This window comes from Parasedimentitalea maritima, from assembly GCF_005771405.1.
In the GTDB taxonomy this organism is placed as follows: Bacteria; Pseudomonadota; Alphaproteobacteria; order Rhodobacterales; family Rhodobacteraceae; genus Parasedimentitalea; species Parasedimentitalea maritima.
Genome location: NZ_VAUA01000002.1, coordinates 254166 through 279148, shown reverse-complemented (window position 1 = coordinate 279148; position 24983 = coordinate 254166). Strand labels below are relative to the sequence as shown.

The following is a 24983-nucleotide window of genomic DNA, read 5'->3' as shown; positions in this document are numbered from 1 at the left end:
GAAAACGACAGATGATGTCGTGAATGAAGCGGCGACATAGCCAAGAATTAGGCCTGCTGGTATTCAACAGCAGGCCCAAGGGAGATGGTGATGTCGAGGAGCGAGGGACGCAGGCGGCGCGGTGGTGGCCGGGCAGGGGCAACAGCAAGACGGGGTGGTGCCGTCATTGAACAAATGCCCTGGCAAATTCCTGTCAACATTGATCGACCAACAGAACCTCTTGGCCCCGAGGGCATTCAAGCGATCCATGAAGGCGCCATGCGAATACTTGAGGAAATCGGCGTGGTGTTTCTGAACCCCGAAGCCCTGGCGATATTCAAACAGGCGGGCTGTCGTGTCGAAGGGGATTTGGTCCGTATGGACCGTGATTTTGTGATGGAGATGATTGGCAAGGCGCCCAGCACGTTTACCATTACGCCCCGTAATCCAGAGCGTGCCTTGCCCATTGGCGGCAATCATATGTTGTTCGGCAATGTGTCGTCACCACCAAACTACTGGGATCTGGAGCTGGGTAAAAAGGTGTCCGGTACTCGAGAACAGTGCCAAGACCTGTTGAAGCTGACACAATACTTTAACTGTATCCACTTTGCTGGAGGCTATCCGGTTGAGCCGGTCGACCTGCATGCATCCGTCCGCCATCTGGACGTGCTGTATGACAAGCTGACGATCACCGACAAGGTGATGCATGCCTATTCGCTGGGGGCAGAGCGGGTCGAAGATGTGATGGAGATGGTCAAGATCGCCGGTGGGCTGAGTGAAAAGGAGTTTCAGGCTAAACCGAGGATGTACACCAACATCAACTCGACCTCTCCGCTGAAACACGATTATCCGATGATCGATGGATGTCTGCGGCTGGCCCGTCGCGGGCAGGCGATTGTGGTAACGCCGTTTACACTGGCCGGAGCGATGGCGCCGGTAACCATGGCCGGGGCTGTGGCACAGTCTATTGCAGAATCTCTCTGTGCGATTGCTTTGTTCCAGTATGTAGCGCCGGGTACGCCCTGTGTCATTGGAACATTTACCTCAAACGTCGACATGAAAAGTGGTGCACCAGCCTTTGGTACCCCAGAATACATGCGCTCCACCCAGATGACGGGACAGATGGCACGGTTTTATGGGCTTCCGATGCGGTCAAGTGGGGTGTGCACAGCGAATGTACCTGATGGACAGGCGATGTGGGAAACCTCGAACTCGCTGTGGGCTTCTGTTCAGTCAGGGACCAATATGGTCTATCACGCGGCTGGCTGGCTGGAAGGCGGGCTGATTGCCAGCCCAGAAAAATTTATCATGGATTGCGAAGTGCTGCAGCACATTCAGCGCTATATGCAGCCTGCAACCTTTGCCACCACTACGGATGACATTGCATTCGGCGCAATCAAGGAGGTTGGGAACGAAGGTCATTTCTTCGGTATCCAGCATACTCAGGACCGCTACACCGAAGCGTTTTATCAACCGTTTTTGAGCGACTGGCGCAATTATGAGGCTTGGGAAGAGGCGGGGGCGGAATGGACCGCGCAGCGGGCGCACAGAGTGTTCAAGGACATCACCGCCAGCTTTCAGGAACCGGCCATGGATGACACGCTTCGTGGCGAGCTGCAGGAGTTTGTAGCACGCCGTAAGGAAGAGGGTGGTGCGCCGACCGATTTTTGAGCACCGGTTCTGGAGATATGTGATTTTGCCAGTTGGTAGACTTAGGCTGAGCCACAATCTGATGTGACACAAAATGTTGCAGAGGTAAGGGCCTAAGCGCTAGATACATTGCAAATTTCAATCACTAGGTTTCAACCATGTCTCTGAACGCTGCAGTAGAGCTGTCCAAGAACCGTGCCATTTTGTTTGGATTAGGCTTTGTTTCTGGACTTGCGCTTTGGCAGCTGTCCGAACATTGGGATAACCCTGCGTTGCCGCCCTGGCTTTTACTGGCATTGCTGAGCTTTATCGGGAGCTATGCCTCAGTCGCGCTGGCGCTCTGTGGGCCAGTTTCAGTGTTGCGTGCGCTGGGCGGCGCACTCGTTTTGTCAGTACCGTTTACAGCACTGACCTCCTTGGCCGGGCGCCGGTATGAGTTGGCAACCGAAATTCTGGATCAGCCGGTCCCCATCAGCGTCAGCATTCTTGTGTTGCTGTTGGCCACTCCGTTTCTGATCGTCGGTCTTCAGAACCGCCCTGTATGGCGCAGTTACACCGCGCTGTTCGAAACAGCCTGGGCGCTGACCATCCGATACCTGTCAGCATGGGTATTTGTCGGCCTGTTTTGGGTGCTGATGTTTCTGTCCGATGCCTTGCTATCGTTGGTCGAGGTCAAAGTCATCGACTGGATTACCGACGAAGAGTGGTTGGTTTTCGGCTTGACCGGAGGCGTGCTGGGTCTTGCTATGGCAGTGGTGTTCGAACTTCGTGCAGCGGTTTCACCTTTCTTATTGTTACGGTTGTTGCGCCTGTTGGTATTGCCTGTGCTGGCCGTGGTCGCGGTATTTTTGATCGCCATCCCTCTGCGGGGCCTTTCGCAGTTATTTGGTGATTTTTCAGCCGCCGCAACATTAATGAGCGTGGCTACGGTGATGATCACCTTGATCGCAGTGGTGCTAGAACGTGACGATGCAAGAATGCGGGAGAGTGTTACAATCTCGATTTCGACACAGTATTTGGCCGTTCTTTTGCCATTTGTGACTGGTTTGGCGGCTTGGTCGATCTGGCTAAGGGTCTTTGACTATGGCTGGACCCCTGATCGGGTGCTTGCAGCCTGCTTTAGTGCTGTTTTACTGGGGTATGGGGTATTGTATCCATTAGCCGTTTTGCGTCGTACGGGTTGGGAGGAGCGGATTAGGCGCATCAATGTTTGGCTGGCATTGGTTACGATCGCTATTTCGGCGGCCCTACTAACACCTTTGCTGAATCCAGATAAGATTGCGGCAAGTAGCCAGGTTCAGCGATATCAGGATGGGCGTCTTTCGCTGGATAAATTCCCCATCGCACAACTTGAACATGACTGGGGGCGGGCTGGCCAAGAGGCACTAAAGGCACTTGAAGACAGTCCAGAGAGCCAATCTCCAGAGCTAATTAGACGGCTGCAAGACTTTCGGAGTGCGGACAATCGGTGGGCATTTGAACGTGGTGTTACATCCGAAAAGCTGGAGGGACTAAAAGCCGAACTGGTGGAAAAACTGCCGATATTTCCCGAGGGTGAAACTTTGAATATCGAAGATCTAGAAGGTTTGGAGCAGTACGATCTAAGCCTCTGGCTGACCGGTTGTGATTTACCAGTATCGAATGGACGGCCAGGTTGTGTTCTGATCATTGACCAGTTTGATTTGAACTCTGACCGGCAAGGGATGTTATTGTACCGGAACTCCCATTACGCCTTGACGGTTAAGACCCGCTTCCTGACTTTCGCTACTCAGGGCCTAGCTCTTTCTAAAGAAGCTCAGGTGTTGGCAGGGCAAGCGCGACCAAGACTGAACACCATGGCGATAGAGCAAATATTTAGTGGGGAGTACTCGGTTGGCCCCAGTTCACTTAGAGCGCTCCATGTCGGCGGAAGGGAAATCACCACAAGACCGTAAAACCGAAGCTGAAAGGTCACTAAAAACCGACTGCATTTTAATTGTTGGGCCTTTCTTAAGGTTCGCACGTCAATTGTGTGTTACTTAAAACGAGGGGCCTTCTTATGCATGGGCTGATTAATAGGGCAATTCAGGCCTTTGTCTGCAGCACTTATGGTGAATCGCGTTGGCGCGATGTGACGGATTCGGCTGAACTCGGCTTTTCCGAGTTCGAGGCCATGCTGATTTATACGGATGAACAATCGCAAAAAATTCTGACCGCGATGGAGCAAGTTCTTGAGCGGCCACTTCGCGAAATGCTTGAGGATATGGGCACCTTTTTAGTGGCCAATCCGCAGACTGAGGCATTAAGACGTCTGTTGCGATTTGGTGGGGTGAACTATGTCGAATTCCTTCATTCGCTGGATGACCTGCCAGATAGGGTCCGGCTGGCAGTGTCTGATCTGAGTTTACCCGCGTTAGAACTTGTTGAAACGGCACCGGGTCAGTTCAAACTTATTTGCCAGAACGGTCTGCCCGGATATGCCAGTGTTATGATGGGGGTGCTGCGTGCTATGGCCGATGACTATGGGGATCTGGTCATCCTAGAGCATTCTGGAAGCGAAGAGGATGCCGAGGTTATTTCAGTGATGCTGGTCGAGACCGATTTTGCCGAAGGCCGCACATTTGACTTGGGGGCGAACATGCTATGATGAATGTAGATCAACTAGCTGAAATTGCTTCAAAAATTGCACCGATGTTTGTGTTGCTCGACGGCCAGGGAAACATCGGGCAGGTTGGGCCTACACTGCAGAAGTTGCGTCCAGATCAGGACTGGACAGGAAAGCCCTTTCTTGAAGTGTTCGAACTGCGTCGTCCTCGATCGATTGGCAATATGACTGAGCTGCTGCGGACGTCGGGCGTGAAGTTGCATATGCAGTTTCGTGATGAACCTCAAACCGGTCTCAAAGGGGTGTTGGCACCGCTACCAGGGGATATGGGGGCAATTGTAAACCTGTCCTTTGGTATTTCAGTGCTGGATGCAGTGCGTGATTATGATCTGACCAGTGCCGATTTTTCGGCAACCGACCTCACTATCGAGATGTTGTATCTTGTTGAGGCGAAGTCAGCCGCGATGGAGGCGTCGCGACAGCTGAACCTGCGGTTGCAAGGGGCCAAAATTGCCGCGGAAGAACAGGCATTTACTGATACTCTGACCGGGCTTAAAAATCGCCGCGCAATGGACCACATCCTCTCCAGAATGATCAATACTGGCCGTGATTTTTCACTAATGCAGGTCGATTTGGATTTCTTCAAGGCGGTCAATGACACGATGGGCCATGCGGCGGGTGATGCGGTCTTGCAAAAAGTGGCCGGAATCATGGTTGATTGCACACGCTCTACTGACACGGTGGCCCGGGTCGGTGGTGACGAGTTTGTCCTGATCATAGATGGTTTGTTGGATCGGTCTCGCTTGGATAGCATTGCGAACCGATTGATCGAGCAATTGGAAGTACCGATTCCCTTTGGTGGTGAAATGTGCAGAATTTCGGCGAGTATAGGTACGGCACTCTCTCCTTCGGGAGGGGGTGTTGACGCTGCTCGGTTGCTGCATGAGGCAGACGTGGCGCTGTACGCAGCAAAACGGGCCGGGCGTGCCTGTCACTTCTTCTTCGAACCTGGAATGGACAACGACGATAGCGATGAAGCGGATAGTCCAGACGTTGGTTTGCCTGTTTCAAGCGGAAATGGCGACGGGCTTGTCAAAGATGCTGCTCAGCGTACGGGTGGGTAGGTCGGTGTTCGCGTGCACGGTTGGGTGGCGAAGCTCTAGCTAAGTACGAAAGACATTCAGACACTGTGTGTATTTAACTAGAGCATTTACCCCATCGTGCCTTGCGCCGTTCTGTGTCGAGCTTGTGAGAGGGGGAGGCATATCCGAACACGCCGCAGCATCTGCAATATTTGCAAACGGGGCAGTCTGCTACCCGACCAAAAGGAACGCATGCCCGGAAGCGCAAAAGCTAACTACATGGTCTTAAAAATTCGGGTATGATAAGCAATGGCAGCCCGTACGAGAATCGAACTCGTCTTTCCAGGTTGAAAACCTGGCGTCCTAACCGATAGACGAACGGGCCACTTAGTGCTTGAAGCGGTATCTAATTAACCCGCTTCCGGGACGCAAGTGGATATTTTCTAAAAAGTGCAATAATTTCTCACCCAGTGAAACTCAGGCAAGCTTTTGACAAATAACAATAACTTAACCGTCCAAGGGCGGCGTTTTAGTACTTCAGTGGAAGGGATGTGGCAGCCCGTACGAGAATCGAACTCGTCTTTCCAGGTTGAAAACCTGGCGTCCTAACCGATAGACGAACGGGCCACTTAGTGTCAGCGGGTATTAGTAATTCCCGATGCGCACCGCAAGTAAAAAATGCATGGCAGCGAAAATTCTTTGGACCGACCGTTTTTGCTTCGGTGTGTTAGGCGGGGGCGGCATCTTCCAACCGCAGTTGCGCAGTCTGACGGCCACCCCAACTGTTGATCTCCAACCGGCCAGCAAAGTGGAACCTGGCGCCACCATGGTCCAGTAGGTTTTGCCCCATCGCGGTGTCGAAGGCGCCAAAACAGATGGCATCAATGCCGCTGCTTATGCCGTCGCTCAGCGATAGCTTCAAATGTGACTCACCGACACGCTTGGCAAAGCGTACCTGCATATCTGGGAAGGCATACCGCGGTGCAGGTGCACCTGCGCCAAAGGGGCCAGCCTGTTCGATCTGTTCGATCATGCTAACTGTGGCGGCCCCTGGCATCAGAACGCCGTCCAGCTTTAGGTCTGCTGGGCCCAGATCGCCGGCGCCTTGTTTGTCCAAAAGTTCTGCCAGTCGTGCCATGGCCGGCTCCAGCTGGTCGCGGGCCACACTCAGCCCTGCTGCCATCTTGTGGCCTCCACCTTTGATCAGTAGCCCATCACTGGCCAATCGCTGAATAGCTGCACCCAGATCAATACCGCTGACGGAGCGGCCCGACCCTTTGCCCTCGTTGCCATCCAGACCAATCACAACGGCAGGTCGTCCGGCAGCTTCTTTCAGCCGCGACGCAACAATACCCACCACCCCCGGATGCCAGCCCTCGCCAGCGGCCCAGACCAATGGCGCATCCAGCCCACGCTCTTCGGCTTGCTCCATCGCAGCGGCACGTACGGCGTTTTCTATATCGCGGCGTTCTGTGTTCAGCTGGTCCAACCGCTCTGCAATTGAGGCGGCTTCATGTGCGTCATCGGTCGACAACAACCGAGCACCAAGGTCAGCCTTGCCAATCCGCCCGCCTGCATTGACCCGTGGGCCCAGCATAAAGCCGAGACTATAGGTGGATGGCGCCGAATCCATCCGTGATACATCTGCCAGTGCCACCAGACCGGGACGTTTTCGGGCAGCCATTACCTTTAACCCCTGACGTACAAGGGCGCGATTTGCCCCAATCAGAGGCGCCACATCTGCCACTGTTGCCAGTGCGACAAGATCCAGCATGGCCATCAAATCAGGGCCGGTACCATGACCGCCTTCACGCAACTGCCGACGCGCCTCGACCAACATCAAAAACACGACGCCAGCCGCGCAAAAGTAACCCAGCTCGCCGTCCTCGTCTTGTCGGTTGGGGTTCACCACCGCCACGCAGTCGGGCAGCGTCTCTGCGCCAAGGTGGTGGTCCAGAACCACCACATCCGCACCTGCGGCTGCGGCGATTGGGCCATGACTCATTGTGCCGCAATCGACGCAAATGATCAGATCATGATTTTTCGCCAGCGCTGACATGGCTTCGTCATTGGGTCCATAACCCTCGTCGATGCGGTCGGGCACATAAAGCGTTGCACTGAGTCCCATTTGACGTAGCCATACCAGCAACAGGGCTGCCGAGCTGCCACCATCGACGTCATAGTCGGCAAAAACGGCGATCCGTTCGCGTCGCTCTGCAGCCTGTAGAAAGCGCTTTGCAGCGGTCTCCATGTCTTTCATTCGTCGTGGATCTGGTAGCAGGTCTTTCAATTGTGGTGTCAGAAACCCTTTGGCCTCGTGCGTGGGGACACCTCGTCGGGCAAGAACCTGGCACACTGGTGCAGCAATTTCGCTTTGTTGCGCCATAGCTTCCGCTGCGCGTTCAATGTCAATTCCTGGCCCTTGCCAGCACCGTCCAGTCAGGGATTTTTCAACATTCAGAAACGCCACAGCACAATCCTTAGTATAAGAAGGCAAAAGGCCAGGTCTCTCTCAGACCCGGCCTTTCTTCGTATTTAGAAATGCCTTCTCCGGACGTCGCCGGTAGAGGCAGCAGGACCTAGGCCCCGCAACGGGTTAGACCGGGGTGCGATAAGACATCCGACGGACCGAGCCGGATTTGGAGCGCATCAGCAGGGTGCTGGTTTCTACCCATCCGGGTTCGCGTTTGATGGCAGGCAGGAGGGTGCCACCAGTAACGCCAGTGGCCGCAAAAATCACATTTTCAGTGACCATGTCGTCGCGGGCGTAAATCCGGTTCAGGTCGGTGATACCTGCCTTGGCTGCGCGACCGCGTTCGTCGTCGTTGCGGAACAACAACCGACCATAAATCTGACCGCCCATACATTTCAAAGCTGCAGCAGCCAAAACTCCCTCGGGCGCGCCACCAGACCCCATATACATATCGATGCCAGTGGTCTCGCTTTCGGCGCAGTGCATAACACCAGCTACATCGCCGTCTGTGATCAGGCGGATCGCAGCACCAGTTTTGCGCACTTCGGCAATCATGGCTTCGTGGCGTGGACGCTCCAGAATGCAAACCGTAATATCGGATGGGGCACATCCTTTGGCCTTAGCCAAGGCGACGACCCGCTCGGTCGGGCTCATGTCCAAGGTGACAACGCCTTCAGGCAGGCCGGGGCCAACTGCGAGCTTGTCCATATAAACATCAGGCGCGTGCAGCATGGATCCGCGTGGACCCATTGCAATCACCGTCAACGCATTGGGCATGTCTTTTGCAGTCAGCGTGGTGCCTTCCAGCGGGTCCAGCGCAATATCGACACCGGGGCCTTTGCCAGTGCCTACTTCTTCACCGATGAACAGCATCGGCGCCTCGTCGCGCTCACCCTCACCAATGACTACCACGCCAGCGATGTCCAGCAGATTCAATTGCTCACGCATGGCGTTGACGGCCGCTTGGTCAGCGGCTTTCTCGTCTCCACGACCCACCAAAGAGGCTGAGGCCAATGCTGCCTGTTCGGCAACACGGGCCAGGCCCAGGGACAACATGCGGTCGTTAAAGGCCGCGTCGGAAAGGGTCGAATTCATGATCAATATCCTGTCTCAAACAATGAGGGTTACTCGTCGCATACCCCGTGCGGGGCAGGGCTCGCAAGAGGCGAGTATGATCCGGGGCGGGTTGATGCCCTCGCAGCCCGGGCTAATTTCGTTTTTTGTGCAGCGATGTGCTCAAAGCTCTTCGATACGCAGCGCGACCGGCGTTTGGGCGACCACCGCACTGGCCTCGAGCGCCTCCAATGCGACATCCAGCGTTGCCCGGGTGCATTTATGGGTGACGATGAGAACAGGTGCTGTTGGTTCCGAGTGGCTGTACTGGCGCATTCGGTCGATTGAGACGCCCGCATCGCCCAGAGCTGCAGCCACTTTGGCCAGGGCGCCGGGTTTGTCTTGCAATGCCATTCGCAGGTAGTAGGGGGCTGGCATGCCTGTTTGAGCTGCAGGAATTGTTTGCAGGCTGTTGGCGGGCTGGCCAAAGGTGGCAATGCGCAATCCACGTGCTAAGTCGCAGATGTCGCCCAATACGGCGCTGGCTGTTGGGCCCTCACCGGCACCGGGACCGCGCAGAACAATCTGTTCCACTGCATCCCCTTCGATCACGACCATATTGGTGCCGCCTTCCAGCTGCCCAATCGGGGAGCTGGCCGGGACCAAGCAAGGTGACATACGCTGTTCCAAACCGCGGGGAGAGCGTTGAGCTACCCCCAGCAATTTGATGCGAAAGCCCATGTCTGCAGCTTGATTGATGTCTTCCAGTGTGATGCGCTGAATGCCTTCCAGCTGCACGTTTTCAAAATCAGGCTTGGTCCCAAAGGCAATTGCAGCCAGCAGCGCCAGTTTGTGGCCAGCATCGATGCCCCCAACATCCAGGTTGGGATCGGCTTCGAGATAACCAAGCTTGGCGCATTCTTCGAACAAGGCGTTATAGCCCTGTCCGGTGGCCTGCATCTGGGTCAGGATGAAATTGCAGGTGCCGTTCATCACGCCCATTACGCGCGTTACTTCATTGCCTGCCAGCCCTTCGGTCAGGGATTTGATCACTGGGATACCGCCGGCAACTGCAGCTTCAAACCGGATCACCTGGCCTGCGGCTTCGGCCTGTTCAGCCAGTGATTGACCGTGAATGGCCAGCAATGCCTTGTTTGCGGTGACCACGTCCTTGCCCGTTGCCAGAGCGGCTTCGGTCGCTTGCTTGGCTGCGCCTTCATGCCCACCCATCAGTTCCACAAACACGTCAACATCATCGCGTTTGGCCAGTGCGACCGGGTCCGTTTCCCAAGCATAATTGCTGAGAGAGAGGCCGCGGTCCTTGCTCGCATCACGGGCGGAAACAGCGGAAATCACCACTGGACGACCCGTTCGTGCCTCTAGCAGGTCAGCCTGGCGGCGGATGATTTTGATCACGCCCATGCCAACGGTACCTAAACCTGCAATCCCAAGACGAAGCGGCTCTGTCATAGTTGATGATCCCTTATTCTTAATCTTTCCTCCGCCTTAGCCAATTCAGGGGAGAGGCGCAACGGCGCTGAACTTCGGAAGGGAAGGAAACGCATGGCTTGTGTTGTCGATGGCTGTCCGATTTCGGTGCCGAAGTGAGGTTTGACCTAGGTCGAGGAAGAGGTGCCAGACATTACGGGAAGACGATCTAGTGGATGGCGACGACGCAGGTAAGATTAATTAGGTCTTGAGGCCAACGCGTGTGCGCGCGCCTGCAATCGGGCACTTCGTGCAGCCAGTTCTTGTTCCAATGCAGTGCTCTCGATTTCCGGATCAGGCAGGGGAGGGGCAGCACTATCCAATGGGACCAGAATAGGATAGTCGGCCCGCTTCAATGCCGGGGTCAGCTGGTCTTCCAGCTCGGGCACTCGGGTGCAGGCCACAGCCATCAGTGCAACGATGCAGGCGCAGGATTTCAGCGCAGTTTGGCTGCTCATGACGGTTGGTCCTTTTCTCTTTCTCTTTGATGCCTGTTTGACGCAAAAGGCGCAAGCAGGGGTTTTTTCTGAACGTTTGTTCAGATAGTCTAGATGCATGGCTCGAACTCAGGGATCTCATTCTGGCATAACTGGCCCGCGTATTTCTGACGCGGCACTGCGTCTGTTTGCGCAACACGGCTATGCCGCTGTTTCCATGCGTCAGATTGCGCGGGAGGTGGGTGTGCAGGCGGGCGCGTTGTATAACTATACCCCAGACAAGCAAAGCCTGCTGTTTCGGCTGATGGAAAGCCATATGACCGAGCTTCTTGCCTCGTGGCGTGATTTGCCGCGCGATGGTGGGGCATTGTCACAGCTCGAAGCCTTTACACGGTTCCACATCCGGTTCCATATGCGGCGGCCGGACGCTGTATTCATCGCCTATATGGAGCTGCGCAACCTGTCTCCGGACAATTTCACCGCTATCGAATCGCTACGTCGGGAATATGAAATCGCGCTAGAGGTGATCCTTAAACAGGGCGTAAGTGACGGCGTGTTTGTGGTCCCGGATACCAAAATCGCAACGCTGGCGGTGATTGCCATGCTAAATGGGGTCAATACTTGGTATCGCTCTGGTGGGCGTCTTTCCTTGGATGAAGTTGAGACAACATATTGGGAGATGGTGCGGCGGGCGATGGTGTCATGACCCTTTTCGAGGTTAGATCGGAACGCCTGTACTGTGATGATTGGCGCCTACTTTCTCCGGACGATTTGTCTACCTTCTTCATGCCCGAAGTTGTGAAATTCCTACCAGGTGGGTTTCACGATCTTCTAAGTTTTTCAGCACAGCGGGGTTTCCTGACCGAATTATCTCGTGAGGCCGAAGTGGTCGCTTTGTTTGATCTATCGGGTGCAGGGGTTGGACTGCTGGTCCTTTCTTATGCAGAGCCAAGTAGCAAAGAGCGTCATCTTGGCTATCTGTTTGCGCAGGATTATTGGGGGCAAGGGCGGGCAACCGAACTCATTTCGGCGCTGCAGCAGCACTTTGGAGATACTGATACTGTGCTGTGTGGGGGTGTCATGGCCGACAATACAGCGTCTGCTCGCGTGTTGCAGCGGGCCGGATTTCACGGCGAAGGTGGCGGCAACGAAGTGGTCTATCGTTGGTCTGCCACATCCGACATTAGTGCAACTCAGGCTTGATATTGCCCTGGTACAAGAGATTCCGCTGCCTGTTTTAGAGTTGCAGGGTCGGCCCCGGGTGGGAGCAGCTTGCCATAATGAACGTCGTATCGCCCGCCCAGTTTTTCAATCAGCTCAGCCGTATACCGAAGTGACGCTACCATGGCGCCAAAATGGTCATTGCCTCCACTAAGGAACCGGGCAATGGCGCGTATGCGGTAGTAGGCTCTGGAGTTTCTGGCATCTAGTGTTGCGGGTACAATTGGCGCCTGGCTGGCCAAGGAAACCAGTGTGGAGCCGTTTCGCCATGCAGGTTCGACCAATTGACCCTGTTTGGAATCGGGAACCCTTCCTGATCCGAAAATTAGAACGGCCCCATCGTTTGCAAGGTGATTTAGCATCGCCTGCCGGGTTTGTTTGCCCGACACAGCGCGGTTTTGCTTGTTGATCGTGACTGGAATGATGCTTTCTGAACCAAGAAATTTTTCGGTTTCTTGGTTGGCAACGACTTTCATGTCAGGGCGTTTTTCCAACAGGGCTCTTGCGTGGGCAGGAAAGTCAAAGATGCCTGTTGGATGGGTCGATGCGATTATAACTGGACCGGTGGCAGGGATGTTTTGCAGCCCATGAACTGTGATTGTGGTGCCTCCATCTCGTGCCAGCAGGGCGTTGACCAGGGCCTGGCCCTTTAGCCCGTCTACCTGATCGAAAAGGGCTTCGCTTTCACGTAGTGCAATAAGCGGGTGGCCAAACAATGTCCGGCTAACAGTGTCGCTGGTATGGATCAGGCCGCGAATGAGTTTCAGCACAACGGTATTTCCGCTGCGCAGATGCAGACGTTCTCTCATTGCTTTGTCCAGCGGCCGTTCAGCAGTCCGTTGATAACTCATTTGGGAACACCCCAAGGCAAAATGATAAAAAACACTTCGGACAAAAAGGTCCGATTTCAATTTAGAAGAGAGTAACCTTATATTTGCTTACGATGTCAGGTTGCGGCCGCAATTTCCAGAGTCACGTAAGGGAAAATGACTCATTTGGTTGTTGCGACCGCTAATTTTCGTAATTAGTGAGCAGGTCGGATGAAGCTACCATTGCGCAATTCATCGAAGGCCTGTTGCAATTCAGCGCGGGTATTCATCACAATAGGACCATGCCAGGCGACGGGTTCGTCAATTGGTGCACCTGAGATGAGCAGGAACCGAACGCCTTCATGACCTGCCATTACCGTGATTTCATCTCCGCTTCCAAACCGTACCAGCGTCCGGTCGCCTGACATATCGCGAATGTGCAGTTCTTCACCAGCCACTTCTTTTTCCAGCAAGACACCCTGGGGGGCCGAAGCATCGCTAAAGGCGGCCTGGCCATCAAATATATAGGCAAAGGCGCGTCGGTAAGTGTCAATCTTGAAGGTCTTCTTGACCCCGGCGGGGACATAAACGTCTAGGTACTGTGGATCGGCGGCGATGCCATCTACTGGCCCACGCTGTCCCCAGAATTCGCCAACGATGACTTTGACCCGAGTCCCATCGTCATCAATGACCTCAGGGATGTCGCTACTGCCAACATCTTGGTATCGGGGCGCTGTCATTTTTTGGGCGCCGGGCAAGTTGCCCCACAACTGGAAACCATGCATCTGCCCAGACGCGTTCCCGTTGGGCATTTCCTGGTGCATGATCCCCGATCCAGCCGTCATCCACTGCACATCACCTGCACCCAAAGTGCCGGAGTTGCCGAGAGAATCCGTGTGATCAACAGTTCCGGACAGCACATAGGTGATGGTTTCGATGCCGCGATGTGGGTGCCATGGGAATCCCTTTTTGAAATCTTCGGGGTTTTCATTGCGAAAATCGTCGAACAACAGGAATGGGTCCAGCTCACTTGGGTCTTGAAAACCAAAGGCGCGATGCAGCTTGACGCCGGCGCCTTCCATGGTTGCAATTGCGTTGCGGGTTTCGAGTACGGGTCTGAGCGACATGTATTTGCCTCCGGTTCATGTTTGGTTGACCCAAAGATAGTCGTGCGGAGGTGCGGCGCAATCGGCGTCGAGTAACGGATCCTGTGCGAATATGCGCAATAATGCCTGTGACAGGGGGTAAGAAGCGCGACTAATTGCGGCAGTTGCGAGATGGGGCTTGAAACCGACATTAGAAATTATCTATTAACCGATGCAGCCGGGATGGTCTGGCGCGAAAATTATCTATAATTTCCTCTTGGGAGATCACATGTTGGACGCAAGCCCTATCCGTAACGACTGGACACGTGAGCAAGCCGAAGCGATTTACAATCTGCCTTTCATGGATTTGCTGTTTCAGGCGCAGACTGTGCACCGTCAGCATTTTGACCCCAATCAGGTTCAGAAATCGAAATTGCTCAGCATTAAGACTGGTGGCTGCGCCGAGGATTGCGCTTATTGCTCGCAGTCGGCCCGCAATGGCGCGCAATTGTCGGCCAGCAAACTCATCGAAGTCGAACGGGTAATATCTGAAGCCCGTAAGGCCAAAGAGGGCGGCGCGACACGCTATTGCATGGGCGCAGCTTGGCGCTCGCCCAAAGATCGCGACATGGCCGCGCTAGAGGCGATGGTCAAAGGTGTCAAAGATCTGGGCATGGAAACCTGCATGACACTGGGTATGCTGGACGAAGAACAAGTGTTCCGTCTGCGCGATTCCGGTCTGGATTATTACAACCACAACATCGACACCTCTGAGCGCTACTACTCGGAAATCATTACAACCCGTACCTTTGCCGACCGCATCGACACCCTGAATAAAGTACGCGAGGCCGGTATCAAGGTCTGTGCTGGTGGGATCGTTGGCATGGGCGAGCAGCAGATGGACCGTATCGACATGATGCTGGCCCTTGCCACACTCGAAGAACACCCGGATTCGGTTCCAGTCAACATGTTGATCCCAATTGCTGACACGCCGCTGGCCGACGTGGCCAAGCTGGACCCGATCGAATTTGTCCGCACTGTAGCCTTAGCCCGTATCCTGATGCCAAAGTCGCATGTGCGCCTGTCGGCAGGACGCACCGATATGAGTGACGAGATGCAGGCCATGTGTTTCTTTGCTGGGGCCAACTCGATCTTTGTAGGGGAAACCCTGCTGACCGCTGACAATCCCGAAGAAGACAAAGACAGTGCGCTGTTTGCCCGTCTGGGAATTTCTCCCATGGCGGTGGGCTGCGACGGATCTAAATGAGCACGGGCGCTTTCCCGCGCCATCAAAGGGCGCTGGATGCGCTCAGGTCGCGGGGCCGCTATCGCAGTCTGATGCCCCGCGCTGGGCAGGATTTTGCGTCAAACGACTACCTCGGGCTGGCCGGGTCGGATTTGCTGCGCGACGCCGCCAGCGCTGCGCTTGCACGTGGAGTACCTGTTGGGGCAGGCGGCTCACGCCTGTTGCGTGGTAATGCAGACGAACACCAACTATTGGAAACCGAGGCGGCAAGTTTCTTTGGCACGCAGGCCGCCTTGTTCATGGGCGGTGGGTTCCAGGCTAATCTGGCAATCTTCTCGACACTACCGCAGCACGGCGATCTGGTCCTGCATGATGATTTGATTCATGCCAGCGCCCATGATGGAATGCGGCTGGGTCGGGCGCAATCCCGCAGTTTCGCCCATAATGATGTCGCTGCTGCCGAGGCTGAAATTGCAAAATGGCGCGCCAACGGTGGCACCGGGCAAGTCTGGATCGCGGTTGAAGCGGTCTATTCGATGGATGGCGACTGTGCACCTGTGGCGGCGCTTGCAGATTTGGCGACCCGGGTGGGCGCAGTGTTGGTGTTAGACGAAGCCCATTCGACCGGTGTGTTTGGTGACCTGGGGCGAGGCTTGGGCCACAAAGTGGCACATTCACCAAACGTCCTGTCTTTGCACACCTGTGGCAAGGCACTTGGGGCATCGGGCGCCTTGATCTGCGGCGCCTCAGCGCTGATCGAAACCCTGATCAACAAAGCACGCGCTTTTATTTATGCAACAGCACCATCACCTCTGAATGCGGCCTTAGTGCGCGCCGCTTTGTCAGAACTGTTGCACAATCCCATGCGTCAGGATCAGCTGTGGAGCGCAATCCATCATGCTCATAGCGAGGCTGAAACGCACTGTGGCCTCAGCGGGTTTCAAAGTCAGATCCTGCCGATTATCATCGGTGACGACAAACGCACCATGGCAATAGCCCACGCTCTGCAGGACCGCGGCTATGACATTCGCGGAATCCGCCCCCCCACTGTACCGCGCCGTACTTCACGGCTGCGAATTTCGGTGACATTGAACACGTCAAAGCAGGTGATTTCAGCTCTTTTCGCTGATCTCGCCGAGGAACTGGAGGCCGCGACATGAGCGCTATTGTTGTCACAGGCACCGATACCGAGATCGGTAAAACAGTGTTTTCGGCGGGCCTGACCGCCGCTCTCAACGCCACCTATTGGAAACCGGTACAATCCGGTCAAGAAGAGGAAACCGACAGTCAAATCGTTGCCCGCCTGTCCGGCCGACCCATTCTTCCCGAAGGTTATTTACTGCAATTGCCAGCCTCTCCCCATCTGTCAGCCGAGGCCGAAGGTGTTGAGATTGATCCTGCTACGCTGGACTTGCCGAAGGTAGACGGAGTTCTCGTGGCTGAAGGGGCAGGGGGGCTAATGGTCCCGTTGAACCGCGAGATTTTGTACTTGGATCTCTTTACCCGTTGGGGGGCTCCGGTGATCTTATGTGCCCGGACACAATTGGGCACGATCAACCACACTTTGCTGTCCTTGCAGGCCCTTCGTGGCGGGGGCTGCGACGTGATCGGCGTAGCCTTTATTGGTGAGGCAGAAGACGCGGTAGAAGAGACCATTTGCCAATTCGGCAAAGTCGCGAATCTGGGACGCTTACCGATGATCGAGGGATTGAACAACGCAACAGAAGCGCCTGATCTTGGAGAGGTGCAAAGCGCCTTCCCAGGGGGAAGGTCAGGCGCGGACCAGCCTAGCGGCCGGTCTGAAGAACTGCATCAAGCCTTCGCCAAACACATCGACCTCGACACGATCAAAAAGGCGATCCTGCCATGAGCGCATCTGACCTAACCCAGCTGGAATTCGACCAGCAGCATCTCTGGCATCCCTATACTAACGTCACGCAACCGGGGCCGACCTTTGTGGTGAAAGAGTCGCAGGGTGTTCACCTGTCACTGGATGACGGCTGCCAATTGATCGACGCGATGTCGTCCTGGTGGTGCATGATGCATGGGCACCGTAACCCACGGGTTACCCGGGCGATGCACGATCAGCTGGACCGGCTGCCGCATGTGATGTTCGGGGGGTTGACCCATGACCCGGCAATCAACCTTGGTCGCAAACTGCTGGAGATTACGCCAGAGAGCCTGACGCGTATCTTCTATTGTGACAGCGGCTCGGTGTCGGTTGAGGTGGCGATGAAAATGGCCCTGCAATATCAACATGCTATGGGGTTCGAGGGACGATCTCAGTTTGCTACCGTACGTTCCGGATATCACGGCGACACTTGGAAGGCGATGAGCGTCTGTGACCCTGACACCGGCATGCACCACCTGTTCCAGGGTGCGCTAAGTGTGCAGCATTTTGTCAACCGTCCACCGATCCGCCTGAACGAAAATTGGAATGATGATCCGGCGAAAAATGGTTTGGCAGATCTGCGGAGCCTGCTTGTAACGAACAAGGACAAGATTGCGGGGTTCATCCTCGAACCCGTGGTGCAAGGCACTGGCGGGATGTACTTCTATCACCCGGAATACCTCAATCAGGCCCGCGCGATCTGCGATGAGCTGGGTATCCTGTTGATCTTTGACGAGATCGCCACTGGTTTTGTCCGCACGGGTGAGATGTTCGCCACCGATTTCTGTACCATCGAGCCGGATATCATCAGCCTAGGCAAGGGGCTGACTGCAGGTCATATCTCGTTCGCCTGCACAATGACTAATGACCGCGTGGCAGAAGGTATCGGCGGCGGCAATCCGGGTATTTTCATGCATGGCCCCACCTATATGGCCAACCCACTGGCCTGCGTTGCAGCACTGGCCTCGCTGGAACTGCTGACCGAACAGGACACGCGCGCAACCGTTTCTGGCATTGCGGATCAGATGGTGACCGAGCTGGCCCCTGCGCAAGCTCTACCCAATGTGGCGGATGTCAGGGTTCTGGGGGCAATTGGGGTGATTGAGATGAAACACCGTGTTTCGGCCGATCAGGCCCATGGTTTGGCCCGTGAGATGGGCGTGTTCTTGCGCCCCTTTGGCAAAAATATCTATACCATGCCACCCTTTATCACCACGCCCGACCAGTTGACCCAGATCACCGGCGGCATGTTGCGACTGGCACGAGAACTGTAATGGATTTCCGCTGGTTAAAGAGAGAGCACGAGTCCGAAGCCATTGTCATCTTTGGTGGCTGGGCGGTTGGTTCGCAAGTGTTCGACCACCTGACCGGCGCATACGACGTTCTCTTTGCCAGCGACTTTCGTGACCTTAATGCCGAACTGCCGGACCTGTCCGCATACGACAGGATCAACCTGGTCGCTTGGTCCTTTGGTGTAGTGTCTTATGCCCATTGGCAGCAGGGACGCGCCGATCCTTTTGACCACAAGGTTGCTGTGAATGGTACTTTGACGCCGGTTGACCGTATGACTGGCGTGCCGCCTCTGGCTATGAGCAAGACAATCGAAACCTTAAGTCAGGAGTCCTACCAGCTGTTCCTGGCCCGTGCTTTCAACGAACGTCAGCCAAATGTTCCGATTGACTGCGTTGCCCGTCGCGAAGAATTGTCTGAAATTGAAGCCCGTGGCGATGCGCAGGGGATAGAGTTTGATCTTGTCTGGATCAGCGACGCCGACAAGATTTTTCCAACGGCCAATCAAAAACGTGCTTGGCCAGACGGATGGTCCCGACAGGTTTCCGCTCCTCATGCTCCATTCGGACATTTTTCAAATTGGCAGGAGTTATTGTCTTGAGAGACAACATGACCTCAAGTTTGAACCAAAACCGGGTGCGGCAAAGTTTTCGCCGCGGGCTGAGCAGTTACCATATGGGTGCTACGGCACAGGCAAAGATTGCTACCAATCTGGTGCAGATGCTGCGTGAACAAGGTGCTCCAGTCCGGTTTGAAAATGTTCTTGAGTTTGGCTGTGGCACAGGACATTTGACGCGGCCGCTGATTGAGAATTTCGATATCCACCACCTGTCTTTGAATGATCTGGTGGCTGAGGCCGTGTCAGGGTTAAGCGTGCTGACTTCGGATCGGGCTGAGAGAACAGATTTCACTTTTGGCCCAATAGAAACAGTGCCGCTTCCCATAGAATTGGACTTGATCGCTTCCGCTTCCACTGTTCAATGGATCAGTGATGTTCCGGCATTGATGGCGCGGCTGGTGGCCCGGCTATGTCCTGGAGGTTGGCTAGCTGTTTCAGGATTTGGCAGAGCCCAGTTTCACGAGTTACGAAATCTAGGATCAGACGCTGCTGCGCCAAGCTATCATAATGCCCAAGATTGGCCTGCACTGCTGCCTCGCGATGTCGAGCTGATGCATGTAGCGCAAAAGCCGATGGTTCTGCAGTTTGACAGCGCTGTTGAGCTGTTGCGTCACCTGAGAAAAACTGGTGTTAACGCCCAGGCTTCACAACGTTGGAACCGCGGGCGGCTGAGGGAATTTGAAGCCTCTTATCGGCATCAGTTTGGTCAGGATGGAAAGCTGCCGTTGACCTATGATCCAGTCTGCATGATCGCCAGGAAATGTCGCTAACCGGCTTTCACGATTGGAGGAAATGAATTCCAAGCAGTGTAGTTTACTACTGTCCCTTCTTCCTGAAAGGGTCGGATGTGGCAAACGGGTCCGAACTGCCATTCAAAGCTTCGAGGTAAGACCTTTGGCAGGCGACCACCTCATTGAAGGCCTTGCGAGATCCGCGAAGGGTGTAACGACCCAAAGGACTGCTGCCAAAGCTCCAGGTAATTGAACCTTTGCGTTGGAACTCATCAATGAACAACCCTGCTTGATCTGAATTGGCATCGATCAACATGTTTAACCCCGGAAACCCGTCGACCTGAATGCCATCCATTGCCAGTGTCCATGGGCTCTCATTGCCAAATTTAGCCGTGATCGAATATTCACTGCCGTTTTCGATTGATCTCCACCGGTTGTCCAGCAGGGTGATGTCCAGGCTGAGGTTGCCACCGGTATTATCAAAACCGATAAAAAAGGCGGTGTCTTCTTCGAACAGGGAAAAGGCCTGACAGCCTTCGGAACTGGGATAGAAAGAAACATCCCAGCCGCCCACAGTTTTCCAGTCGATTGTGTCGGCGGCAGTACCGCTGCCAATACCAAGTAGCGCGCCGATGATACCGAGACGCAGTACAGATGGAATCGAATAACTGGTTGTCATGAATACCCCCTGATTACCCCTGTCTTTAATAATATTGCGTTTTTGCTGCCTGCCAACTGTTTGGCTCTAGGTTGAAGGCCTTTTGCTGTGGATCAGCAGTTAATCTGAGCTCAAGGCCTCTGGGGGCTGGCAGATTTAGCGACGAAGATAAGTCAAATCTTGATTGCTTGCACCAAAAATTGAACGGCTGAACAAAAAAATGGAGAAATGAGCCGCAATTGCTCGACAAAGTGTCGTTATCTGGTCAAACACTAAGGGGTACACCGGTCAATCTGATGGTGAGACTCATCCTGATCGGGACAAAAAAACAGATTGCGGATCCAGTGGCCTTTTCAGGCTACGAAAATTCAGATTCCAATTAGAATGCCGGTCTGTTCACGGGCGGGTGCAGAACAACAACACTGGGAGTAGATTTATGAAGATGACGAGATATGCGGCGACGCTTGGAGCGGCCACATTTGCAGTAACGACCGGAATGGTACAAGCGGCTGATCTGGGCGCGGTGGACAAGCCGATCCGCCTGGCAGTGAACGAATGGACCGGACAGCACGTTACCACTCATATCGCTGGTGAAATGCTAAAGGCGGCTGGCTATAAGGTTGAGTACGTCTCGGCTGGCATGATGAACCAGTTCCAGGCGATTGCCGATGGCGACATCCACGCGACGCTGGAAATCTGGTCCTCCAACGTGTCCGATGACTATGCCAAGAAAATTGGTGAAGGCACCGTGGTTGAGCTGGGTGATCTGGAACTGGCTGCCCGTGAAGGTATCGCCTATCCGGCACACGTGGGCGAGCTGTGCCCTGGTTTGCCAGCATGGGAAGCGCTAAAAGACTGCGCGCCGCTGTTTGCCTCGGCTGAAACACTGCCAGCCGGTCGTCTGGTTGACTACCCTGCCGATTGGGGCACACCGGGTGCTGACCGCATGACGGGTCTGGATTTGCCCTTCAAAGCAGTTCCTGCTGGTTCTGAGGCTGCACTGATTGTTGAGCTGCGCGCCGCGACTGAGCGTAAGACTCCATTGTTGGTTACCTTCTGGCAGCCGCACTGGGCGATGTCGGCTTATGACGTGAAATTCGTTGATCTGCCAGCCGGTGAAGATGCCTGTTTCTCAGATCCAGCTTGGGGCCCGAACCCCAATGCGATCAACGACTGTGATTTTGCCGCTTCGCGCATCTTTAAGGCTGGTTGGTCCGGTTTGGCTGAAACATGGCCTGCTGCCAGCGAAATCCTGTCAAACTACACCCTAGCTGTTGAAGATCAGCAGCCGATGATGGGTGCCGTCGACGTGGACGGTGGCAAGGTCGAAGAAGTGGTTGCTGCCTGGATGGCCGAGAACGAGGCCACATGGCGCCCGGTTGTCGACGCAGCCACCAAGTAAGCTGACGATCGTGAGCGACAAGCCTCAGGCCGCCATCTCCTGCCAGAATGTCTGGCAGGTGTTTGGCCCCAACGCAGACAGCGCCTTAGCCGAGGCGCTGTCTGTCCATTCCGAACCCGAAGCCGCCGCAGCTGCGCTGCGTGAAAAAGGGCTGATCGCCGCGGTGCAGGACGCCAATTTTGAAGTGGCCGAAGGCGAGTTGTTTGTCATCATGGGGTTGTCCGGTTCGGGCAAGTCCACCCTGATCCGCTGTATTTCGCATCTGTTGCATGCGACCAATGGCGAGATCCGCATTGACGATGAAAACATTGTCGAGGCTACACCTGCGCGGCTGATCGAGCTGCGGCGCAAAAAGCTGGGTATGGTGTTTCAGCATTTTGGTCTGTTCCCGCATATGAGCGTGATTGACAACGTGGCCTATCCGCTGCGGGTGCAGGGGATGAAGCGTAAGGCGCGGCTGGAAAAGGCTCAGAAAGTCATCGATCTGGTTGGCTTGGGCGGGCGTGAAAAACACTACCCGCGCGAACTGTCCGGTGGTCAGCGTCAGCGCGTTGGTATTGCCCGTTCGCTGGTGACCGATTGCTCTGTCTGGTTCCTTGATGAGCCGTTCTCGGCACTTGACCCACTTATCCGTCGTCAGTTGCAGGATGAGTTCTTGCAAATTCAGGCCGAGCTGAAAACGACCATTGTGTTCATCACCCATGACATTAACGAGGCGCTGAAACTGGCCGACCGTATTGCCATTATGCGCGACGGTAAGGTTGTTCAGATTGGCACGCCGTCCGATATCATCCTAAACCCGGTAGATGACTATGTGCGCGAGTTTTCAAAAGATGTAGCCAAGGGGCGTCATGCCCATGTGGCCTCGGTGATGGAACCGGGCGAGGGGCACGTATATGGCGCCGATGATCCGGGCTTGCGGGTGGATATGACGCTGGATGCTGCATTGGCGCGGTGTATGGACCTGTATGAACCGGTTCCGGTACGCGCCGAAGATGGCACGTTGTTGGGTGTTGTGAACCCTGCTGATCTGGCTGCTGCCCTGCATGTGGAAGCCGGGTGATGGCGGGTCTTAGCAAGGGAAGCCTTGCCGCATTGGTGGCCCTGGTCGTGGGTGCATTGTGCCTGCTGCTGGAAACCACATTGCCCTGGCTGGTGACATTCCCCGAAACGCTGGTTGTGCCAGCAACCGATTGGGTTGGCACGGGCATGACCTGGCTGTTGCAACTGATAAAACCAATTGCGCGCGGATTTTCAGCTCTAATGTCCTATCCGATGGAGGCCACAAATCTGGTATTGGGGAGCTCGCCTTGGATCCTGGTGATCGCTGTGGTGACAGCCATTGGCTGGATGCTGGGCGGCGTGTCGATGGCGCTGATGGCCGTTGTGGGGTTGGGCTTTGTGCTGGCCTCGGGCTATTGGGCCGAGAGCATGAACACACTGTCATTGGTTGCGGTTTCGGTGCCTTTGGCCTTGATCGTCGGTGGTGGCATCGGTGTGTTGGCCAATGAATACCCGCGGTTTCGCAAACCGGTGCAGGCGATGCTGGACATCATGCAAACGGTGCCGACCTTTGCCTATCTGACACCGCTACTGGTGCTATTTGGTTTTGGTCCCGTGGTTGGGCTGATTGCCAGTGCGATCTATGCCGCACCACCCATGGCGCGCAATGTGTTGCTGGGGCTGGAGCGGATTGAGCCAGAGATCAAAGAAGCCGCGATTATGGCTGGGGGAACCCGGTTGCAGCAGCTGTTTCAGGTCGAGATCCCCTCGGCGGCGACGCAGATCCTGGTGGGGGTCAACCAATGCCTGATGGCGGCGCTTTCGATGGTGATCATCGCGGCTGTGATCGGTGGTTTTGATGACATCGGCTGGGAAGTACTGCTGACCATGCGCAAGGCGCAGTTTGGTCCTGCGTTGATGGCTGGCTTGGTCATTGTGGTGTTTGCCGTAATCATCGACCGGATGAGCGGCACCTTGGCGCAGGATAATCGCAAACGTTATGATGCACGGGTTGCCTGGGGCATTCTGGCGGTTGGTGTTGTTGCCAGTGCGGTTACATGGAACAGCCTGCCGAACCCATCCGAGTATTCGGCCTTTGATGACGCGGTTGATGCAGTGGATGCGGGGCTTAGCGCCTTTACCACCGCCAATTGGCAATGGTTGGCTGCTGTCAAAAATAATGTGTTGTACTTTGGTCTGTTGCCGCTGCGCATTGGCCTGGATGAGGCCGTGCTGCCGTTCACTTGGGGTTTCCAGTGGACAGCACAATGGAGCCTGGGGCTGTTTGCCGTTGGCGCCGTGACCGGACTGATGCTGGCGCTGCGCGGACAGGTAACCTGGGGGATCATGGTGCTGATCTTTGTTGGTATGCTGGAGACCGGTATCACCAACCTGCCATGGCCGTTTGTTCTGGTCGGCGTTGCGGCGCTGGGCTGGGTGGCGTCGGGGCGTGGGCTGGCAGTGTTGTCGGTTGGGCTGCTGTTGACCATCCTGCTGTCGGGACTGTGGGATCGTGCGATGTTGTCGCTGTACCTTAGTGGCGCTGCGGTATTTGCCTGTGCGATTGTCGGTGGCGGTATCGGTTTGCTGTGCGCGGTGTCACCAATGGCGTGGCGGATCACCCGTCCGATCTGTGACATGTTGCAGACCATTCCGTTGTTCGTGTTCCTGATCCCCGTTCTGATGGTGTTTCAGATCGGCGAATTCTCGGCGTTTCTAGCGATCATCGCGTACGCGATCGTGCCGATGATCCGCTATAGCCGTCATGGGCTGACAGAGACCCCGGACGAGATGATCGAGGCAGCAATTGCATCAGGGGCAACCACTTGGCAGATCCTGCGTGATGTGCGGGCACCCTATGCGGCGCCGACGATCCTGCTGGGGTTGAACCAGACTATCTTGTATGCCTTTGCCATGCTGGTGATCGCGGCGCTAATCGGCACCACCGGTTTGGGGCAGCTGATCTATCTGGCGTTGGGACAGGCGGATGTGGGGCTTGGCATTTCGGCTGGGGCCGCGATGGCGATCCTGGCGCTGATTGCCGACCGTATGGTGCAGGGCTTTGCCGAAGAACGGCGCAAGGTGCTGGGGCTGTGACCAAAACTTGGTTTGGCCCGGCATCGCCGGGCCGCGCCTGACCTTCCCGTCAAACAAATGGTTTGCTTTCAGCAAAATGGGAAGGCGCTTAGCACCTCCCCAAGGTCAAGCGCTCCCCTCATGTGGTGGACGATGCTATAAGCTTGGCCTACACGTTCTCTCAGTTTACAGAGTTTTCGGAAACTG

22 protein-coding genes and 2 tRNA genes are annotated in these 24983 nt (G+C 55.3%); 15 read left to right on the top strand and 9 right to left on the bottom strand.

Annotation, left to right across the window (positions count from 1 at the left end; genetic code table 11):
* Positions 1-90: 90 nt before the first annotated feature.
* The 4 genes from FEE96_RS05075 (at position 91) to FEE96_RS05060 (ending at position 5337) form a co-directional block, all read left to right on the top strand.
* Positions 91-1650 carry a trimethylamine methyltransferase family protein gene (locus FEE96_RS05075; protein ID WP_138161927.1) on the top strand — a complete coding sequence of 520 codons (1560 nt, stop codon included), beginning with the start codon at positions 91-93 and terminating at the stop codon, positions 1648-1650.
* A gap of 137 nt (positions 1651-1787) precedes the next feature.
* On the top strand, positions 1788-3563 hold the full coding sequence (locus tag FEE96_RS05070) for a DUF4153 domain-containing protein (RefSeq protein WP_138161926.1): 1776 nt from the start codon (positions 1788-1790) through the stop codon (positions 3561-3563).
* Positions 3564-3667: 104 nt separating this feature from the next.
* Positions 3668-4255, top strand: coding sequence for a heme NO-binding domain-containing protein (locus tag FEE96_RS05065; RefSeq protein ID WP_138161925.1), 588 nt, complete (start codon positions 3668-3670; stop codon positions 4253-4255).
* Positions 4252-5337 carry a GGDEF domain-containing protein gene (locus FEE96_RS05060; RefSeq protein ID WP_138161924.1) on the top strand — a complete coding sequence of 362 codons (1086 nt, stop codon included), beginning with the start codon at positions 4252-4254 and terminating at the stop codon, positions 5335-5337. Before FEE96_RS05065 ends, FEE96_RS05060 begins: the two co-directional genes overlap by 4 nt.
* A gap of 268 nt (positions 5338-5605) precedes the next feature.
* Here the strand turns inward: FEE96_RS05060 and FEE96_RS05055 are convergent.
* The 6 genes from FEE96_RS05055 to FEE96_RS05030 all read right to left on the bottom strand — a co-directional run bounded on the left by FEE96_RS05055 (position 5606) and on the right by FEE96_RS05030 (position 10767).
* A tRNA-Glu gene (locus FEE96_RS05055) sits at positions 5606-5680 on the bottom strand.
* Between the two features lie 167 nt (positions 5681-5847).
* Positions 5848-5922: transfer RNA gene (locus tag FEE96_RS05050), tRNA-Glu, on the bottom strand.
* A gap of 100 nt (positions 5923-6022) precedes the next feature.
* The gene (recJ, locus tag FEE96_RS05045; RefSeq protein ID WP_138161923.1) at positions 6023-7765 is read right to left on the bottom strand and encodes a single-stranded-DNA-specific exonuclease RecJ; all 1743 of its coding nucleotides are present in this window, start codon (positions 7763-7765) and stop codon (positions 6023-6025) included.
* A 126-nt stretch (positions 7766-7891) separates the two neighbouring features.
* On the bottom strand, positions 7892-8863 hold the full coding sequence (glpX, locus tag FEE96_RS05040) for a class II fructose-bisphosphatase (protein WP_138161922.1): 972 nt from the start codon (positions 8861-8863) through the stop codon (positions 7892-7894).
* A gap of 141 nt (positions 8864-9004) precedes the next feature.
* Positions 9005-10291 carry a homoserine dehydrogenase gene (locus FEE96_RS05035; protein ID WP_138161921.1) on the bottom strand — a complete coding sequence of 429 codons (1287 nt, stop codon included), beginning with the start codon at positions 10289-10291 and terminating at the stop codon, positions 9005-9007.
* Between the two features lie 215 nt (positions 10292-10506).
* On the bottom strand, positions 10507-10767 hold the full coding sequence (locus tag FEE96_RS05030; RefSeq protein ID WP_138161920.1) for a hypothetical protein: 261 nt from the start codon (positions 10765-10767) through the stop codon (positions 10507-10509).
* A 97-nt stretch (positions 10768-10864) separates the two neighbouring features.
* On the opposite strand from FEE96_RS05030, the gene FEE96_RS05025 reads away from it, so the two are divergent.
* Both FEE96_RS05025 and FEE96_RS05020 read left to right on the top strand, forming a co-directional pair.
* Positions 10865-11452 carry a TetR/AcrR family transcriptional regulator gene (locus FEE96_RS05025; protein WP_138161919.1) on the top strand — a complete coding sequence of 196 codons (588 nt, stop codon included), beginning with the start codon at positions 10865-10867 and terminating at the stop codon, positions 11450-11452.
* Positions 11449-11949 (top strand): GNAT family N-acetyltransferase, encoded by a 501-nt coding sequence (locus FEE96_RS05020; RefSeq protein ID WP_138161918.1) that lies wholly within the window; start codon positions 11449-11451, stop codon positions 11947-11949. Before FEE96_RS05025 ends, FEE96_RS05020 begins: the two co-directional genes overlap by 4 nt.
* Here FEE96_RS05020 and FEE96_RS05015 read toward each other — a convergent pair.
* Both FEE96_RS05015 and FEE96_RS05010 read right to left on the bottom strand, forming a co-directional pair.
* Entirely contained in the window at positions 11940-12818 is an 879-nt protein-coding gene (locus FEE96_RS05015) for a 1-acyl-sn-glycerol-3-phosphate acyltransferase (RefSeq protein WP_138161917.1), read from the bottom strand. The two genes, FEE96_RS05020 and FEE96_RS05015, sit on opposite strands and share 10 nt — an antisense overlap.
* 173 nt (positions 12819-12991) lie before the next feature.
* Entirely contained in the window at positions 12992-13903 is a 912-nt protein-coding gene (locus FEE96_RS05010) for a pirin family protein (protein ID WP_138161916.1), read from the bottom strand.
* A 247-nt stretch (positions 13904-14150) separates the two neighbouring features.
* Here FEE96_RS05010 and bioB point away from each other — a divergent pair, with 247 nt between their 5' ends.
* The 6 genes from bioB to FEE96_RS04980 are packed head-to-tail and all read left to right on the top strand — an operon-like array spanning position 14151 to position 19677.
* The gene (gene bioB, locus FEE96_RS05005) at positions 14151-15128 is read left to right on the top strand and encodes a biotin synthase BioB (protein ID WP_138161915.1); all 978 of its coding nucleotides are present in this window, start codon (positions 14151-14153) and stop codon (positions 15126-15128) included.
* Positions 15125-16267 carry an 8-amino-7-oxononanoate synthase gene (locus tag FEE96_RS05000; protein ID WP_246079299.1) on the top strand — a complete coding sequence of 381 codons (1143 nt, stop codon included), beginning with the start codon at positions 15125-15127 and terminating at the stop codon, positions 16265-16267. Before bioB ends, FEE96_RS05000 begins: the two co-directional genes overlap by 4 nt.
* Positions 16264-16977: a dethiobiotin synthase gene (bioD, locus tag FEE96_RS04995; RefSeq protein ID WP_138161914.1), complete on the top strand. Its 714-nt coding sequence runs from the start codon at positions 16264-16266 to the stop codon at positions 16975-16977. The genes FEE96_RS05000 and bioD overlap by 4 nt, the downstream gene beginning before the upstream one ends.
* Positions 16974-18272 carry an adenosylmethionine--8-amino-7-oxononanoate transaminase gene (gene bioA, locus FEE96_RS04990; RefSeq protein ID WP_138161913.1) on the top strand — a complete coding sequence of 433 codons (1299 nt, stop codon included), beginning with the start codon at positions 16974-16976 and terminating at the stop codon, positions 18270-18272. Before bioD ends, bioA begins: the two co-directional genes overlap by 4 nt.
* Positions 18272-18889, top strand: coding sequence for a pimeloyl-ACP methyl esterase BioG family protein (locus tag FEE96_RS04985; protein WP_138161912.1), 618 nt, complete (start codon positions 18272-18274; stop codon positions 18887-18889). The genes bioA and FEE96_RS04985 overlap by 1 nt, the downstream gene beginning before the upstream one ends.
* 8 nt (positions 18890-18897) lie before the next feature.
* Positions 18898-19677 (top strand): methyltransferase domain-containing protein, encoded by a 780-nt coding sequence (locus tag FEE96_RS04980; protein WP_138161911.1) that lies wholly within the window; start codon positions 18898-18900, stop codon positions 19675-19677.
* 46 nt (positions 19678-19723) lie between these two features.
* Here the strand turns inward: FEE96_RS04980 and FEE96_RS04975 are convergent, their stop codons facing one another.
* The gene (locus FEE96_RS04975) at positions 19724-20317 is read right to left on the bottom strand and encodes a hypothetical protein (RefSeq protein ID WP_138161910.1); all 594 of its coding nucleotides are present in this window, start codon (positions 20315-20317) and stop codon (positions 19724-19726) included.
* Between the two features lie 421 nt (positions 20318-20738).
* On the opposite strand from FEE96_RS04975, the gene FEE96_RS04970 reads away from it, so the two are divergent.
* The 3 genes from FEE96_RS04970 to FEE96_RS04960 are packed head-to-tail and all read left to right on the top strand — an operon-like array spanning position 20739 to position 24797.
* The gene (locus tag FEE96_RS04970) at positions 20739-21698 is read left to right on the top strand and encodes an ABC transporter substrate-binding protein (protein WP_425467296.1); all 960 of its coding nucleotides are present in this window, start codon (positions 20739-20741) and stop codon (positions 21696-21698) included.
* Positions 21699-21708: 10 nt separating this feature from the next.
* The gene (locus FEE96_RS04965; RefSeq protein WP_212744734.1) at positions 21709-22761 is read left to right on the top strand and encodes a quaternary amine ABC transporter ATP-binding protein; all 1053 of its coding nucleotides are present in this window, start codon (positions 21709-21711) and stop codon (positions 22759-22761) included.
* Positions 22761-24797 (top strand): ABC transporter permease, encoded by a 2037-nt coding sequence (locus FEE96_RS04960; protein WP_138161909.1) that lies wholly within the window; start codon positions 22761-22763, stop codon positions 24795-24797. The genes FEE96_RS04965 and FEE96_RS04960 overlap by 1 nt, the downstream gene beginning before the upstream one ends.
* The last annotated feature ends 186 nt before the right edge of the window (positions 24798-24983 follow it).

Bases quoted from the DNA above. Each gene is read 5' to 3' on its own strand.
- FEE96_RS05075 (WP_138161927.1), top strand. From the start codon at position 91: ATGTCGAGGAGCGAGGGACGCAGGCGGCGCGGTGGTGGCCGGGCAGGG.
- FEE96_RS05070 (WP_138161926.1), top strand. From the start codon at position 1,788: ATGTCTCTGAACGCTGCAGTAGAGCTGTCCAAGAACCGTGCCATTTTG.
- FEE96_RS05065 (WP_138161925.1), top strand. From the start codon at position 3,668: ATGCATGGGCTGATTAATAGGGCAATTCAGGCCTTTGTCTGCAGCACT.
- FEE96_RS05060 (WP_138161924.1), top strand. From the start codon at position 4,252: ATGATGAATGTAGATCAACTAGCTGAAATTGCTTCAAAAATTGCACCG.
- glpX (WP_138161922.1), bottom strand. From the start codon at position 8,863: ATGAATTCGACCCTTTCCGACGCGGCCTTTAACGACCGCATGTTGTCC.
- FEE96_RS05035 (WP_138161921.1), bottom strand. From the start codon at position 10,291: ATGACAGAGCCGCTTCGTCTTGGGATTGCAGGTTTAGGTACCGTTGGC.
- FEE96_RS05030 (WP_138161920.1), bottom strand. From the start codon at position 10,767: ATGAGCAGCCAAACTGCGCTGAAATCCTGCGCCTGCATCGTTGCACTG.
- FEE96_RS05025 (WP_138161919.1), top strand. From the start codon at position 10,865: ATGGCTCGAACTCAGGGATCTCATTCTGGCATAACTGGCCCGCGTATT.
- FEE96_RS05020 (WP_138161918.1), top strand. From the start codon at position 11,449: ATGACCCTTTTCGAGGTTAGATCGGAACGCCTGTACTGTGATGATTGG.
- FEE96_RS05015 (WP_138161917.1), bottom strand. From the start codon at position 12,818: ATGAGTTATCAACGGACTGCTGAACGGCCGCTGGACAAAGCAATGAGA.
- FEE96_RS05010 (WP_138161916.1), bottom strand. From the start codon at position 13,903: ATGTCGCTCAGACCCGTACTCGAAACCCGCAACGCAATTGCAACCATG.
- bioB (WP_138161915.1), top strand. From the start codon at position 14,151: ATGTTGGACGCAAGCCCTATCCGTAACGACTGGACACGTGAGCAAGCC.
- FEE96_RS05000 (WP_246079299.1), top strand. From the start codon at position 15,125: ATGAGCACGGGCGCTTTCCCGCGCCATCAAAGGGCGCTGGATGCGCTC.
- bioD (WP_138161914.1), top strand. From the start codon at position 16,264: ATGAGCGCTATTGTTGTCACAGGCACCGATACCGAGATCGGTAAAACA.
- bioA (WP_138161913.1), top strand. From the start codon at position 16,974: ATGAGCGCATCTGACCTAACCCAGCTGGAATTCGACCAGCAGCATCTC.
- FEE96_RS04985 (WP_138161912.1), top strand. From the start codon at position 18,272: ATGGATTTCCGCTGGTTAAAGAGAGAGCACGAGTCCGAAGCCATTGTC.
- FEE96_RS04980 (WP_138161911.1), top strand. From the start codon at position 18,898: ATGACCTCAAGTTTGAACCAAAACCGGGTGCGGCAAAGTTTTCGCCGC.
- FEE96_RS04975 (WP_138161910.1), bottom strand. From the start codon at position 20,317: ATGACAACCAGTTATTCGATTCCATCTGTACTGCGTCTCGGTATCATC.
- FEE96_RS04970 (WP_425467296.1), top strand. From the start codon at position 20,739: ATGACGAGATATGCGGCGACGCTTGGAGCGGCCACATTTGCAGTAACG.
- FEE96_RS04960 (WP_138161909.1), top strand. From the start codon at position 22,761: ATGGCGGGTCTTAGCAAGGGAAGCCTTGCCGCATTGGTGGCCCTGGTC.